This is a genomic window from Chromatium okenii, assembly GCF_016583745.1.
Classification (GTDB): Bacteria; Pseudomonadota; Gammaproteobacteria; order Chromatiales; family Chromatiaceae; genus Chromatium; species Chromatium okenii.
Genome location: NZ_NRRQ01000048.1, coordinates 1 through 15,540 on the forward strand (window position 1 = coordinate 1; position 15,540 = coordinate 15,540).

At 49.1% G+C, this 15,540-nt stretch carries 10 protein-coding genes and 1 pseudogene; 1 reads left to right on the forward strand and 10 read right to left on the reverse strand.

The window, feature by feature from the left end:
- On the forward strand, nucleotides 1-460 hold a 460-nt coding region (locus CKO12_RS12960), incomplete at its 5' end, for a transposase (RefSeq protein WP_200155151.1).
- 10 nt (nucleotides 461-470) lie between these two features.
- Here CKO12_RS12960 and CKO12_RS12965 read toward each other — a convergent pair.
- The 10 genes and pseudogenes from CKO12_RS12965 to CKO12_RS15010 form a co-directional block, all read right to left on the reverse strand.
- Nucleotides 471-2,933 carry a two-partner secretion domain-containing protein gene (locus CKO12_RS12965; RefSeq protein ID WP_200155152.1) on the reverse strand — a complete coding sequence of 821 codons (2,463 nt, stop codon included), beginning with the start codon at nucleotides 2,931-2,933 and terminating at the stop codon, nucleotides 471-473.
- Between the two features lie 28 nt (nucleotides 2,934-2,961).
- On the reverse strand, nucleotides 2,962-6,798 hold the full coding sequence (locus CKO12_RS12970) for a two-partner secretion domain-containing protein (protein WP_200155153.1): 3,837 nt from the start codon (nucleotides 6,796-6,798) through the stop codon (nucleotides 2,962-2,964).
- Nucleotides 6,799-7,034: 236 nt separating this feature from the next.
- On the reverse strand, nucleotides 7,035-8,999 hold the full coding sequence (locus tag CKO12_RS12975) for an O-linked N-acetylglucosamine transferase, SPINDLY family protein (RefSeq protein ID WP_200155154.1): 1,965 nt from the start codon (nucleotides 8,997-8,999) through the stop codon (nucleotides 7,035-7,037).
- A 59-nt stretch (nucleotides 9,000-9,058) separates the two neighbouring features.
- Nucleotides 9,059-11,302 carry an O-linked N-acetylglucosamine transferase family protein gene (locus CKO12_RS12980; protein WP_200155155.1) on the reverse strand — a complete coding sequence of 748 codons (2,244 nt, stop codon included), beginning with the start codon at nucleotides 11,300-11,302 and terminating at the stop codon, nucleotides 9,059-9,061.
- Between the two features lie 34 nt (nucleotides 11,303-11,336).
- Nucleotides 11,337-12,080, reverse strand: a complete 744-nt coding sequence (locus CKO12_RS12985; RefSeq protein WP_200155156.1) for a TylF/MycF/NovP-related O-methyltransferase — start codon at nucleotides 12,078-12,080, stop codon at nucleotides 11,337-11,339.
- On the reverse strand, nucleotides 12,073-12,852 hold the full coding sequence (locus tag CKO12_RS12990; protein ID WP_338032749.1) for a cephalosporin hydroxylase family protein: 780 nt from the start codon (nucleotides 12,850-12,852) through the stop codon (nucleotides 12,073-12,075). Before CKO12_RS12990 ends, CKO12_RS12985 begins: the two co-directional genes overlap by 8 nt.
- Nucleotides 12,849-13,676 carry an NAD-dependent epimerase/dehydratase family protein gene (locus tag CKO12_RS12995; protein ID WP_200155157.1) on the reverse strand — a complete coding sequence of 276 codons (828 nt, stop codon included), beginning with the start codon at nucleotides 13,674-13,676 and terminating at the stop codon, nucleotides 12,849-12,851. Before CKO12_RS12995 ends, CKO12_RS12990 begins: the two co-directional genes overlap by 4 nt.
- Nucleotides 13,673-14,239 (reverse strand): dTDP-4-dehydrorhamnose 3,5-epimerase family protein, encoded by a 567-nt coding sequence (locus CKO12_RS13000; protein ID WP_200155158.1) that lies wholly within the window; start codon nucleotides 14,237-14,239, stop codon nucleotides 13,673-13,675. Before CKO12_RS13000 ends, CKO12_RS12995 begins: the two co-directional genes overlap by 4 nt.
- Nucleotides 14,236-15,297 carry a CDP-glucose 4,6-dehydratase gene (gene rfbG, locus CKO12_RS13005; protein WP_200155159.1) on the reverse strand — a complete coding sequence of 354 codons (1,062 nt, stop codon included), beginning with the start codon at nucleotides 15,295-15,297 and terminating at the stop codon, nucleotides 14,236-14,238. The genes CKO12_RS13000 and rfbG overlap by 4 nt, the downstream gene beginning before the upstream one ends.
- Nucleotides 15,298-15,408: 111 nt before the next feature.
- Nucleotides 15,409-15,540: pseudogene (locus tag CKO12_RS15010) on the reverse strand (IS481 family transposase); the annotation flags it as partial.

A 15,540-nucleotide genomic window follows, 5' to 3' on the forward strand; every position in this document is an offset into this window, starting at 1 on the left:
GACGCAACTCAAATCAAACCGGCAAGTTGATCCAGACCGAACCGGAAACAGAGCGATTAGAGATGTTCATCTTTCTTCTGAGGGAGAAATTGTTCACCTAAAAGGTTATGGCTTAGTAAAAGCATTCCGGATCGTTTCCAAAAACGGTGACACGGAATACTGGGCGACTAATGATTTTTTAATGTCAAATTTGATGCGCAAAAGTTTGGCTGAAAAAAGATGGATGATTGAAGTTTATCATCACGATCTCAAACAAAACTGCGGTGTGGAACGCTGTCAAGCGCGTTCAGCAATTTCTCAACGCAATCATATTGGTCTTGCAATTCGTGCTTTCATACGTTTGGAACGCTACTTCTATCGAACTGGAATAAGCATTATGGAAGCGAAAAATAAGATCGTGCGCAGTGCCGTGCGATTTTATTTATCAGCACCATTGTATGGCTTGTTCGCAACTGCGTAACTCCTAGAAATTAAGCATTTAGAAATCCAACTGCGTCACTCCTATCTTTATTTGCTTGGCTAAAAATTCCACCTCTATCAAGGCGCATTTCACCGGCTTGCACTGTCACCGTTCCCGCATTGCCAGTTGCCCAAGTGCCGCTAGAAATCTTTGCCCCATTGAGCACCTCCAGCAACCCGTCAACGCTCAGGTTCACGGCTCCAGCATTGCCGGTTGAATCAGGATTTGCTTGGCTGTAAATCCCTGCATCATCAAGACGCAACTCACCGGCTTGCACTGTCACCGTTCCCGCATTGCCAGTTGCCCAAGTGCCGCTAGAAATCTCTGCCCCATTGAGCACCTCCAGCAACCCGTCAACGCTCAGGTTCACGGCTCCAGCATTGCCGTTTGAATCGGGATTTGCGTTGCTCGCGATTCCAGTAGACCAATTCGTGAAACCTTGACTATCAAGACGTAACTCACCAGCTTGCACCGTCACTGCCCCTGCATCGCCCATCGCCCAAGTGCCGCTAGAAATCTGCGCCCCATTGAGCACCTCCAGCAGACCATTGACCGTTAGATTCACTGCTCCGGCTTTGCCGGTTGAATCAGGATTTGCGTTGCTTACGATGCTGGTAGACCGATTCGTGAAACCTTGACTATCAAGACGCAACTCACCGGCTTGCACTGTCACTGCCCCTGCATCGCCCGTCGCCCAAGTGTCGCTAGAAATAAATGCCCCATTGAGCACCTCTAGCAATCCATTGACGGTTAGATTCACTGCTCCGGCATTGCCGGTTGAACCAGAATTTGCGTTGCTTGCGATTCCGGCAGGCCAATTCGTGAAACCTTGACTATCAAGACGCAACTCACCGGCTTGCACTGTCACTGCCCCTGCATCGCCCGTCGCCCAAGTGTCGCTAGAAATAAATGCCCCATTGAGCACCTCTAGCAATCCATTGACGGTTAGATTCACTGCTCCGGCATTGCCGGTTGAACCAGAATTTGCGTTGCTTGCGATTCCGGCAGGCCAATTCGTGAAACCTTGACTATCAAGACGCAACTCACCGGCTTGCACCGTTACAGTTCCAGCATCGCCTATGGCAAAAGTGCTGCTAGTAATCTGTGCCCCATTGTGCACCTCCAGCAGACCATTGACGGTTAGATTCACTGCTCCGGCATTTCCGGTTGAATCAGGATTTGCGTTGCTTACAATTCCGGTAGGGCAATTCGTGAAACCTTGACTATCAAGACGTAACTCACCGGCTTGCACTGTCACTGCCCCTGCATCGCCCGTCGCCCAAGTGTCGCTAGAAATAAATGCCCCATTGAGCACCTCTAGCAACCCGTCAACGGTCAGGTCTACAGCTCCAGCATTGCCTTCAGCCTTAGCAGCACTTTGAATCACCGAGCTATTTTCTAGATTCAGTGATCCCGTCACCCTGACCAACACACCACCGGCATTACCAATTGAATCTGTAGTCGGCACTTCCGCATTGCGATAGCTGTCGCTGGTAATAGCCGAAGCGTTCATCCGCAAACCTCCCGTCTGAACCCTCGTAAGACCGCCCTTGCCGTGCGCCGCAGTATCGGCAAAAAGCCAGCTTTGATTGAGCTGCAATTCTCCGGTAACGGCAACATCAATTCCGCCAGTCGCATTGGTTTTGCTCTGATTTTCAGTAATCAACTGCGCATTTTCTAATTCTGCTGAACCCGCCCGCACCACCACCGCTCCGCCACCATCGCCGCTCGTTTCAATTCGCGCATTTTTCACTGTCACCTTGCCGCTGCCCTGCGTTGCCGAAGGTTGATTAACGGCAACTGCTTTGCCCGTTTTGCCAACGGCTTCAACGCGAATCGTCCCGCCCGGCGCAGTCATTTTTGCTGGTTTATCAACGCTGCCAGTGATCGTGACATCGCCGCCGTTCAACGTCATGTGCTTGCCAGCTTTTACGTTCAACTGACTGCCGTTCACGGTCAAGGTCGCCGGTTGCGGCGACAGAAAACCGAACGATTCGGGCGCAGCAACCGTCAACGAACTACTCGCCGGATCACGGGCACTGTAACGATTGCCGTCAGAAAAACGCACTTCGTCGGCAGTGCTGAGATGCAGCGCGGCAGGCACGTCAACACTGGCATTTGCGCCCATCACCACGCCGGACGGATTGATGAGATAGACATCAGCCTTGCCGACTTTCGAGCGCAACTGCCCGTCAATGTTAGAAGTTTTGCCGCCGGTGACGCGGCTGATGACGTTTTGGATTTTATCGGGGCCGGTAAAAGTGGCGCTGTGACCGGTTGGAATATCAAACTGCTGAAAACTATGAAATAAATTGTTGCCACGAGTACTGCCGAGTGCTGCGCCGATTTGCATATCTGCACCGGTGAGCGTTTGACGCGGCCCGACGGAGCCGTCGGTGGTGATTTGGGCGAGACAAATGGAAGTGCTGAACAACGCGATACCGAATGAAACAACGCATAACTGTTTGTTCATTAACGTGATCCTCACAGCAAAGGGCAAATTATTCCGTCGTGTGATTCAAAATCCGATCCAGTCGTATTCCGCCCAGCGAGACGGCGACCGGGGCGCTGGAATCGACGGGGACGCCGCCGTTGCCGCGATCAATCAGCGAGCTGGCGAGCGGCCCATTTAAAGTCTGGCAAATATCGGCAAATAAATCATCAAGATCGCCAAACGGCGCAGAAGGCGGCACCACGCTCGCGCTGATGTCCAGATTGAGCGCGAGGATGTTGATATTGCCCTGTTCACCGCCGGGCGCGGCAGCTTGAATGATGTTGCGATTGTTGCCAGCGGTGAAGGTTTGGCGTTCATTGCCGCCGACGGTGAGCAAGCGTTGGCTGGCAATCAAAGTATCGGAATTGATGCGAATATCACCGCCGCGAGCGCCGCTGGCAGCGGTGTTGGCTTGAATAAATCCGCTCTGCAAAATGAGATTGTGCGGCGTGAGTGTGATGTCGCCGCCGTCGCCGTTTTGACCTTCAGCGGAGGTAGTGATTTGACTGTCGCGCAGCCAGAGAATGTCGCCGTCGATGGTGATTGCGCCGGCGTTGGCAGCGAGCGATTCGGTGGTGATGCGGCTGGCGGCATTCAAATGCAGGTCGGCAGCATTGATTTGAATCGCAGCGGCGGGAACGTTGCCGGTGCTTTGGGCGGTGATGGTGCTGGCGTTGAGTGCAAGCGACTCGGCGTTAATTTGAATGCGCCGATCCAGCGGTAACGTCGGATCGGCGACGGTTTGCAGGGCGGCAATGCTGATTTGTGCGCCATCGGTAAGCATTACGGTGTTGGCGGCGATGTTGAGATTGCCAACTCGTCCGCGAGCAGATTCGAGGGCACGACTGGAAATCAAGCTGTTAGCGCCGTCAAGCAGCAGGTCGCCAGCTTTTACGGTGACAGTTCCGGCATCGCCAATTGCCCACGCATTCGTTGAAATCGCAGCGGCATTGCGCACTTCTAATAGCCCGTCAATGTTTAGCGTGACGGTTCCAGCATTGCCCGTTGAAGTGGAATAAGCATCGCTATAAATCGTGGTGAGTGGTTCAGTAATACCACCGCCATTTAATTCCGCTGCGTTCGCGGTAATGAAAACATCTCCGGCATGACCGCCGCCCCAAGTGCTGGTTGATACTTTTGCTCTATTCAATACTTCCAGCGCACCGGCAACAGTGAGATTCACAGCTCCAGCATTACCGCTTGAATGTTTATTTGCTTGGCTATAAATCCCCGCATTATCAAGAAACACTTCTCCGGCTTGCACCGTCATCGTTCCCGCATTGCCTGTTGCAGAAGTGCTGCTAGAAATTTCCGCGCCATTGCGCATTTCCAGCAATCCATTAACGGTTAAAGTCACATCACCCGCATTGCCAATTGAACCAGCATTTGCGTCGCTCGCAATTGCGGTGAATTGCTCAGACAATCCACCATCAAGACGCAAACGACCAGTTTGCACAGTAACGCTTCCGGCATTGCCCGTTGCCCAAGTATCGCTAGAAATAATTGCTCCATTGCGCATTTCTAGCAAATCGACAACGGTCAGAATGATTGCTCCGGCATGACCGCTTGAATTTTCATTTGCATTGCTGGCGATTCCCGTAAATTGATCGGCAAATCCACCATCATCAAGATGCAATTCATTGGCTTGCACCATGATCTTTCCTGCATTACCGGTTGCAAAAGTATTGCTGAGAATCTGCGCCCCGTTGAGTATTTCCAACAAGCCAACAACGGTTAAAGTGACATCGCCCGCATGACCAGTTGCATTAGGTTTTGCATCGCTTGCAATTTTCGTAACCTGATCGGCAAGTCCGCGATCATCAAGACGCAATGCCCCAGCTTGTATTGTGACCGCTCCGGCATTGCCCATTGCAAAAGTATCGCTAGAAATTACCGCTCCATTCAGCATTTCTAACAAGCCAGCAACAGTCAGGTGAATGGCTCCGGCATTTCCGCTTAAACCTGTTTGATATGCGGCGCTCGTAATTCCTGTAAACCAATGTGTGAATCCTTGACTATCAAGACGCAATTCCCCTGCTTGTATCGTCAGCATTCCGGCATCACCCATTGCAAAAGTGCTGCTTGAAATTACCGCGCCATTGCGCACTTCCAATAGCCCATCAATGTTTAGCGTGACGGCTCCGGCATTGCCGGTTGAATTAGGATATGCCGTGCTGTCAATTCCCGTCATTTGCTCGGTTAATCCGCCACCATCAAGACGTAACGCCCCAGTTCGCACCGTCACCGCTCCCGCCGCGCCAGCAGAAGTGCGGCTAGAAATATCCGCGCCATTGAGCACCTCCAGCAGTCCGTCAACGCTCAGGTTTACAGCGCCAGCGCTGCCGGTTGAACTCGATTTGACGTTACTTGCGATTTCCGTCACCTGACCGGTCAATCCGCCATCAACCCGCAATGCACCGGCCTGCACCGTCACCGTTCCGGCCGCGCCCGCTGCCCAAGTGTTGCTGGAAATCACCGCGCCATTGACCACTTCCAGCAGACCGGCACTGGTCAGGTTGATAGCGCCAGCATTGCCGGTTGAACCGACATTGGCGTCGCTCCAGATGCCGGTGAATTGCTCCGCGCTGCCTTCATTATCCAGACGCATCGCGCCAGCCTGCACCGTCACCGTTCCGGCCGCGCCGGTTGCCCAAGTGCTGCCAGAAATCTGCGCCCCCTGACGCAGCGCCAATAACCCGTCAACGGTCAAATTGATGGCTCCGGCATTGCCTTCAGCCCACGCCACGCTTTGAATCGCCGAACCATTGTCGAGATTCAGCGATCCCGTCACCGCGACCGCCACGCCACCAGCATTGCCGATGGCATCCGCAGACGGCAGCGCGGCATGGCGATAGCTATCGCTGAAAATGAGCGCGGCGTTCATCCGCAACTCTCCCGCCCGAACCTTGACGCTGCCGCCTTTGCCGGGCGCGACGGTATCGGCAAAAAGCCAACTTTGATTGAGCTGCAATGCTCCGGCAATGGCAACATCAATTCCACCAATCGCATCTGTTTTGCTCTGATTTTCAGTAATCAATTGTGCATTTTCTAATGCTGATGAACCCGCCCGTATTGCAATCAAACCGCCACCATCGCCGCTCGTTTCAATTCGCGCATGTTTCACCGTCAATTGCCCGCTGCCCGGCGTGACTGAAGGTTTGTTAATTGCAACCGATTTACCTGTTTTGCCCACTGCTTCAACGCGGATCGTCCCGCCCGGCGCAGTCATTTTTGCTGGTTTATCAACGCTGCCAGTGATCGTGACATCGCCGCCGCTTAACGTCATGTGCTTGCCAGCTTTAACGCTCAATTGGCTGCCGTTCACGGTCAAAGTCGCCGGTTGCGGCGACAGAAAACCGAATGATTCCGGCGCGGCGATAGTGAGAGAACTGCTCGCCGGATCGCGGGCGCTGTAACGGCTGCCGTCAGAAAAGCGCACCTCGTCGGCAGTGCTGAGATGCAGCGCGGCGGGCACATCAACGCTGGCATTTGCGCCCATGACCACGCCGGACGGATTGATGAGATAGACATCGGCTGTGCCGACTTTCGAGCGTAACTGCCCGTCAATGTTGGATATTTTGCCACTGGTGACGCGGCTGATGACGTTTTGGATTTTATCGGGGCCGGTAAAAGTGGCGCTGCGCCCGGCTGGAATATCAAAGGTTTGGAAGCTGTGAAATAAGTTGGTGCCGCGAGTGCTGCCGAGTTCTGCGCCGATTTGCATGTCCGCGCCGGTGAGCATTTGACGCGGCCCGACTGAGCCGTCGGTGGTGATTTGGGCGAGACAAATTGAAGTGCTGAACAACGCGATACCGAATGAAAAACGCGAGATAACAATGCACATTGGGTTGTTTCCACAACTAAAAATCGGTGCGGTTGATCTGAGGTGATTCGGTCAAAATCAATCTCAGGATCGGATTAAATGTTATCTGCGTTGTTTTGTTAAGCGCATATTTTTGTAAATAGGAACCGAAGTATTACAAAATCAACTGACTGGAATCATTAACCCAATCATTCCAGTGTCTAAATAATCATCCAATTTCAGAAATCGCTGAAATAATGCAGCGATTTCTGAAGACGTTAATTCCTGAGAGTTGTTGCGCACCAGCGCCGCCACATGTCCCGATAGGCTTGCTCAATCCGCCGCGTAAAACCCACTTCATCGCGCCAAGGACTCGCTTCTAATTCATCGCGTAAATTTGCCCGAATTGCGGCTAAACGGGGTAAATCACTGGCAAGCGCAACAGTTTTTTCAATGTATTCTTCTTCAGTATGCGCAATCCATTCAGGATGTCCCGCGCCGTGCAAAATCATACTACCAATGCGTCCCACACTGGGACGATCTGCCAAAGTCACAAATGGCAAACCTAAATACAGCGACTCAATTAACGTCGTCCCCGAATTATGTGGAAAACAATCCAGCGCAATATCCACTCCGCGCAAGACATCGTATGGCGGACTATTAAAGCCGATAACCAATTGCTCCGGCGCAATTCCATAAATAGCAAACCGATCCACCAACGCCTGCTGCCGCTCCAAACTATTAAATGCGTCGCTATTCACCACCAAACGCGAATGAGGTAAGCGTTGCAAAATGTTTGACCACACGCGAATGACGCGATGATTGATCCGAATACCACGCGTGAGGGTTCCAAAAGTAATAAAGCCGCGTTCTAATGCTGGCAATGAATTGACTTCACCGATACCGCCATCCGGTCGATATACCATTGATGGCACAGCAACGCGCCACGGTTGTTCGGCAAATAATGTTTCACTGCCTGCGGGAACCATTACCGCATCGGTGAGAAAATAATCAATCGCTGTTAAACCGGTGGTATAGGCATATCCTAACCATGATATTGAAACTGGCGCGGGGCGGTGAGTGAACATCAATAAGCGATTCCCAGCGGAATGCCCGGCTAATTCAACTAAAATATCAATTCCATCAGCGCGAATTTTTGCCGCAAGTTCATCATCATTGTAGGATTCAGTATCTACCCAATGCTCGACATAGGATTGATAACGCGCTGTCATTGCATCTTGCCGTGATGTTTGACTATATGCCGTAATTTCAACGACCGCTTTATCGTGATGCGCGAGCAAAGGCTCAAGAAAAAACCTTACAGAATGCGCACAAAAATCTGGCGAAACATAACCAATATGCAAGCGCCGTTCGGGATCGTTATGATTGAGATGTGGTCGCCATTTTGCCCGCTGTGGTGCGCCAAAACATTGATTAAAGGCGCTGTACGCAGCAAAAATCGCTTCTGCTGATTGATTGGGATGATAATTTAAAGTAAATAACGTATTAGAATGCGCAGATTCCATGTTTGGGTTCAGTTGAATAACCCGCGCAAAACGTGCTAAAGCCTCATCAAGTAATCCCTGTGCGATCAACAACAAACCAACATTGTTGAGTGCGCCAACATGATCGTGTTTAAGAGTAATTGTGCGTTCAAAAAAAACTTGAGCTGTCTTCCAAGATTTGAGGCGTTGCAACAAGCAACCACAATTGTAATGCGCATCAGGAAAATGAGCATCCAATGCTAATACTTGCGCATAATAAGATAATGCTGCTTCAATTTGGTTGAGTGCTTGTAATGCGTTTCCGCAATTATTTAATGCTTTAACGTAGTGAGGTTTTAGTGCCACCGCCCGTTGATAACTTTCCAACGCGGCTTCCCACTGCTTCCGCTTTTCCTCAACCAAACCTTTATTATTCCAAATCTCGGCACTATCTGGCTGTAATGCCACAGCTTGCATATAAAAGTTATAAGATTCATCAAGATGATTTAATTCACAATAAGCGTGCCCCAAACTGTTGAGTATATCAACATCTGCGGGAGCTAATTGTCGCGCATGTTCCAATAATGGCAACGCCGCTTGAATACGCTCAGGATCGCGCATGATTAACGTGCCGAGCGTTTTCCAAGCAAAAGAATTTTTCGGATCATGTTGTGTGATTTGACGAGCGAGATATTCGGCTTGAGTGAATTGCCCTTGGCGCAATAACTCCAACAGCGTGTCAAACGAAGATACACCCATCAACATCACCCATGTTTAATAACGTTAAATGCGTCAGTGGTACTTATGCGCACGCTGTGTTAAGTTGGATTTTTACACCAAATTTGCCACATATTGCGATAAGCCTGTTCAACGCGCTTTGCAAATCCAACTTCATCGCGCCATGGACTCGCCTCTAACTCAGCACGCAAACTCGCCCGAATGGCGGCTAAACGGGGTAAATCACTCGCAAGCGCAATTGCTTTTTCAATATAGTCTTCTTCATCATGCGCAATCCATTCTGGATGCCCCGCACCATGTAAAATTGTGCTACCAATTCGTCCTACACTCGGGCGAGCGGCTAAGGTAATAAATGGCACCCCCATGTACAGCGATTCAATCAACGTGGTTCCAGAATTATGCGGAAAACAATCTAAACTAATATCCGTATCCCTTAACACATCGCAGGATGGTGTGCGGCACCCAACATCTAAACGTTCAGGCGCAATACCGTATGCAGAAAACTGTTCTATAATAAGGTTTTGCATTGATTGCGTTGTAAATGTTCCGCTTTGAATCATTAAGCGTGACTTTGGTAATCGTTGCAAAATAGTTGACCATACACGCACCACGTGATGGTTAATACGGATGCCGCGTGTTAGAGTTCCAAATGTTATTATTCCACTCCCTAATGCTGGCAAACTACTCACATTTCCCATATTCATATTAGGTCGATAGACCATTGAAGGAACGGCAATTCGCCATGGAGTTTCAGCGAATAAATGTTCACTGCCAATTGGTGCCATGATGTCATCCGTTAAAAAATAATCAATCGCGCTTAATCCTGTGGTATATCCGTATCCTAACCAAGACACTGCAATTGGAGCGGGTCGTCGCGCAAAGACTGTTAAACGGTTATCTGCTGTTTGACCAGCTAAATCAACTAAAATATCAATACCGTCCGCACGTATTTGTTTAGTTAAGGACGCATCACTCAAACCACGAGTAGTTACCCAATGATCAACATGTTGACGATAACGTGCAGTAACGTCATCTTCAACTTTTAATTCAGCATAAGCTATAACTTCTATATCAGATTGATCGTGATGCGCTAACAGTGGTTCTAAAAAATAACGTGTGGAATGTGAGCGAAAATCGGGCGATACATAGCCAATACGCAAACACCGATTAGGATCAGGATTATTCGAATGCTTAAACCAAAAAACGCGACCTTGATCACCAACATTTTTATCGAATTTTTGATATTCAGTGAAAACTTCTTCCGCCGGTTTGTCGGGATGATAATTCAAAGCAAATAATAAATTTGAGTAACCTACTGTAAGATCAGCATTGAGTTGAAATGCCTGTCTGTAAGCAAAAATTGCTTCATCTATTTTCCCAAGCTCTTGTAACGCTGTGCCCAAGTTGTTGTAACCTTCGGCGTATTGTGGATTTAACTCCAGCGATTTGCGGAGATACTTTAACGCCTCATCTAAACGACCTGTTTCTTTTAATACCACACCAAGCGCATTCAAACTATCTACCAAGTTTGGATCAAGCGCCAATGCCCGTCGATGACTATCAATTGCTTCATTCTTGAAACCTAAACTCGATAGTGTTGTTGCGATACTGCTGTGAACTACCGCGTAATCAGGATTCAGTTCTAAAGAACGTCGATAACAAAACAAAGCTTCATCTGGGCGATTCAGGTGTTGTAACGTATTACCTAAGTTATTCAACAGTTCAGCATCATCTGCTGTTAAATTAACCGCTTTTGAAAGTGCTTCTAAAGCATCTTCAAACAAACGGCGTTTGAATAATATAGTTCCCAATGCCTTCCAGCTAAACGAATCTTTCGGGTATTGTTCTACAAGATGGCGTGCAAGCGATTCCGCTTCAAAAAATTGACCTTTTCTAAATAAGTCTTCAATTTGTTTCTTGCTTTTATAAGGCATTACTTGACAAATCTCTTCTTTTGCCAAAAGCCGATTGCTGGATTTTTTGATGCGATCAGAAACTTTTTTTACAATTAGTTTCTGTCCAGTTTTTTTGAGTTGCTCTAAAATTAAATGTGCTTCATCAAACTGTTCTGCGATCACTAAACTGTCTGCTAAAGAAATCCAATATCCACCTATCTTGGGCGCTAATCCTACTGCACGCCGCAAATGCGTTAAGCCAGACGCAATGCGCTGCGATTGAAATTCGATAATTCCCAGATTGTGATGCGCATCAGCATGATCTGCATTTAATGCCAAAATCGCACGATATAAACTTTCTGCAACATCAAGCCGTCCAGCGCGATGATGTGAAAGTGCGTCGTCATGCAAAGTCTGAATGGTGTTCATAATAAAATCCAACGTCTCAATTAAAAGTGCGTGCTTACTTAATCACAAGACCTTGTCCAGTTGGTAATTCCAACACGTCGTATCCTCTCGCTGCTAACCAAGGATCTTCAGCAAGTTTTTGTTCCCGATAAGCACGCCAACCGTAGTCATCTAGCACTAAAATACCGCCCGGCGAGAGGCGATCAAAGAGTCGTTCTAATGCACCAATTTCAGCTGCTGCGTTATTCATATCAAGATGCAGAAAAGAAATCACTTCGGGGGCAACTTCATCTAATATCTGCGGAACAAAACCCTTTGTTACCGTTACGTTTGGAAATGTCGCAAACCGTGCTTTAACTTGCTCATATAGCGTTGTGCTATGCTCAGGCATCGCGTGATGCGTCATGGCGTCATCATGTTCAAAGAGATCATATAAATAATAATGTTTGTCGGAATTGATGAAATCAACGTAATCACAAATAATTCTGGCGGAAATACCTTTATAACAAGCGCATTCTACAAAATCACCCGGCACCTTTCGCGCCAGTACACTTTTTGCTAACCAAGATAATACATAAATTCGCCAAACGATGGCATGTTCCACTTGCGTTTCGGCGTGCATTTTCCACGCTTTTACAAACGCTTCATTGTCGAGAAAACTCAAGTTACGACCGATGGTGAAAATGTTATCACCAGCATAAATTCCTTCGGGAGATGTATTGCTGATTGCCTGTTGAATTCCCTGCAAAAACTCAGGGTTTTTAACCCCAAAAAATAGGCTCGAAATTAAGTTATTCACGACTCTGCACTCCATCAACGGCAACACGCCGTAAAAAACCATCTGGTGCTGAAGTAATCAGCAGGCGATCTTCTATTGAGTGATCAATGATAAATTCGGGATGTGTTTTAAGCCATTCCCGAACGGCGGTTTTGGGATTATTTCCCTTGCCCCAAGGACGATCATTCCAAACGTAATCATCTGGCATGTCTTCAACAAAGGTATCAAACACAACACAATAACTATCAACGCTCACTAAATCTGCATACGCATTGAGTTCAGCGAGAACATGCGCATGAGTGTGATTAGAATCCAATAAAACAATCACTTTTTTAGCATCTTTGGCTTCAGCATGAACTTTTGCAACAGTACTGGGGTTAATACTTGATCCTTCTATTAAAGTGATTCGATGTGCTAACGGATGATTTTCTATGGCTTGGCGGTTATGTGTACGAATGTCAATGTCAATTCCAAGCACGCGACCATGTCCAATCAGTTCAAGAATAGACGCCGATAAAATTAATGAGCCACCATGCGCAATTCCGGTTTCAATCACTAAATCTGGCTTGATTGCCCACAGCAGTTCCTGCACTGCCAGCATATCCATCGGCAGTTGAATGATTGGACGCCCCAGCCATGAGCCATTATTCATATATTTTCTTTGCAAGGCGGCAATACGCCACTGCTTTGATAAGGCGCGGAATTCAGCATCATCTGCAAATTCAGCAACGCGAGCTTTTTTTTCAGCGCGGTAATTGGGTTCGGCGTCTGGAGTCGTTTCAAAATAGATCACGGTGCTGGTCTCGTTGTTTGATATAAACGAAGATATTCTGGAAAATACTCTGCGAACTGACGCGGAATAAACTGAAAAAGTTGCTTAATTTTGGTGATGTCAATATGTGCAAATGTCCATACTGGGGCATTGGCTATAGTTGTGACCTTAAAAGAAGTTTCTGCTGCAATTAAGTCTAAAATCTCTTGATTGGTGGTGTTGTATCCGCTGGCAACATTAAAAATGCCAGTCACTTCTGCTTGCGCAAGTGCTACTAATACTTGCACCGCGTCATCAAGATATAAATAATCTTTTTCTGATGTTAATGCAGTTTGCAGTGTCACCGTTCCGTGCTGATACCCTTCTTCTAATAATTGGGCAATAAAATTGTGCGGTTCGCGGCATAAACCAATGATGTTAGACAGTCGCGCAATTTTCATTCCCGTGCGTCCGCTCTGTAAACACAGCGATTCGCCCATTAACTTAGATAAATTATACAGATCGCTCGGATGATTCGGATTCACGACTAAATTTGCGTTTTCGCTGGTGTCGTCACTCTGCGCATACACTCGCGTGCTGGACAAATAAGTCAGGGATTCAAATTGCGCAGTTGCCAATAAACGACGGAGTAAACAGACGTGCGCTTCTACCGTCTCTAGCGGGCGCTGTCTGAAATCAGCCGTTAAACCAATGCAATAAATAACCTGCCCCAATGGTTCCGTAAAGATGCGCTCGTCATGCTTTGCCGGTGCAAAAGTATCAACACCGCGCTGCTGTAAATAATGCAATATCTGGCTGCCAATCAATCCCTGCGCACCCAATACGGTTATGCGAGAATTTCTCATAACAAAATGCCCTGAAATCCAACATCTAGCAGCGCCCGCTCGGCATCACGCGGCGATAAATCAATCAGTGGCAATGACCAATTAACATTGAGTTGCGGATCAGTTGGATGCAAACCAGATTCTAATTCCGGTGCGTGAGCAGCAGTATTAAGATAAAGTAATTCACAGTCATCAGTGAGCGCCTGAAAACCATGTGCGCAGCCTGCGGGAATCACCATCATTTTATGATTGTCGGCGCTTAAAAATTCGCTGTGAACTTGTAAAAAAGTCGGTGAGCCAGCGCGAATATCAACCGCAACATCCAGCAATTCACCGCGTAAACAGGTCACGCATTTTATTTCAGCCGCTGGTGGGTATTGAAAATGTAAACCGCGCACCGTGCCGCGCCGTTTCGTTAAAGTCCGATTAATTTGCACCAGCGGTTTATTTTGCGTTAATGCAGCGAATTCTTGTGTACAAAATACCCGTTCAAAAAAACCGCGTTCATCATGAATTGGCAAGCGTTCAACCACCGCTACGCCCGCAATACCGGTCATGTGAATGTGAAAACGGGGGCGCGTCATGGCGATTCCGTCCCGCAGTATTCTGCGATTTGCTGCAAAGAAAATTGTTGTAAATCAGCGCCTTGCTGCCAGTGCTGCTGCCATGCCAAGGTCGCATCCAGCGCCTGTGCCAGCGTCCAGCGCGGCTGCCAACCCAACCGCGTCCGCGCCAACGCACTATCAACTTGCAACATGCCGGCTTCAGGCGGCTGCGGCGCACCATCGCACTGCCAGCGCAAAGTCGGACATTTCGCCGCCAGCGTGTCCAGCAGCCATGCTACTGATCGCGCCTCGCTGTCCACCGGGCCAAAATTCCACGCCGTTGCCGCCGTCGCGCCTGTTTCGTGCAACCGCTCCGCCAGCGTGAGATAGCCCGCCACCGGTTCCAACACATGTTGCCAAGGTCGAATCGCGTGCGGCGAGCGGATTTTTACCGGCACGTTCGCCGCCAATGCCCGCAAAATGTCGGGCACTAACCGCTCCGCCGCCCAATCGCCACCGCCCAGCACATTGCCCGCTCGCGCCGTCGCCACCGCCACGCCCGCTGCCGCTAAAAAACTGTGGCGATACGCCGTCGTCACCAATTCCGCGCAAGCCTTGCTGCTGGCATACGGATCATGCCCGCCGAGCGCGTCGGTTTCGCGGTACGGCCACGCCCATTCCTGATTGGCATAACATTTGTCGGACGTGACCACGACCACCGCCCGCACGGTTTCAGTGTGGCGTACCGCTTCTAACAGATTGATTGTGCCCATGATATTGGTGGCATAGGTCGCCACCGGCGAGCGATACGACTCGCGCACCAACGGCTGGGCAGCGAGATGAAATACGAGATCGGGTGCGGCAGCGATCAGCGCCTGTTGCAACGTCGCTGCGTCGCGCACGTCCTGCAGATGGTGCGCTGCGAGCCGCTCACGCAAGCGCGTGAGGGTGAAAAAATTGGGATTTGTGGGCGGTGCCAACGCATAACCCGTTACTTCTGCGCCCAATTCGGTCAGCCACAACGCCAGCCAGCCGCCCTTAAATCCGGTGTGACCGGTGAGAAAAACCCGTTTGCCACGCCAAAATGCTGCGTTCATTGAAGTGAGTCAAGGATGACGAACGACCCGCCAGCGAGTCGCGTATTGAAAAGGAGCGCCTGCGCTTTTCGATAATCGCGCGCTGTTTTTTCAGGTGTATTCATCGTGTGTTTAGCTGTCAAGACCCGAGAGATTGTAGACCTGTTTTTTGAAGCGTTCGGGTTCTTTCTGCTGCCAGTTTTTCAACGCTTGCACCGGTGACACATGTCCGAGTGCTTTTTGGGGTATCTGATGGTTATACAT

Bases quoted from the DNA above. Each gene is read 5' to 3' on its own strand.
- CKO12_RS12965 (WP_200155152.1), bottom strand. From the start codon at position 2,933: ATGAACAAACAGTTATGCGTTGTTTCATTCGGTATCGCGTTGTTCAGC.
- CKO12_RS12970 (WP_200155153.1), bottom strand. From the start codon at position 6,798: ATGTGCATTGTTATCTCGCGTTTTTCATTCGGTATCGCGTTGTTCAGC.
- CKO12_RS12975 (WP_200155154.1), bottom strand. From the start codon at position 8,999: ATGGGTGTATCTTCGTTTGACACGCTGTTGGAGTTATTGCGCCAAGGG.
- CKO12_RS12980 (WP_200155155.1), bottom strand. From the start codon at position 11,302: ATGAACACCATTCAGACTTTGCATGACGACGCACTTTCACATCATCGC.
- CKO12_RS12995 (WP_200155157.1), bottom strand. From the start codon at position 13,676: ATGAGAAATTCTCGCATAACCGTATTGGGTGCGCAGGGATTGATTGGC.
- CKO12_RS13000 (WP_200155158.1), bottom strand. From the start codon at position 14,239: ATGACGCGCCCCCGTTTTCACATTCACATGACCGGTATTGCGGGCGTA.
- rfbG (WP_200155159.1), bottom strand. From the start codon at position 15,297: ATGAACGCAGCATTTTGGCGTGGCAAACGGGTTTTTCTCACCGGTCAC.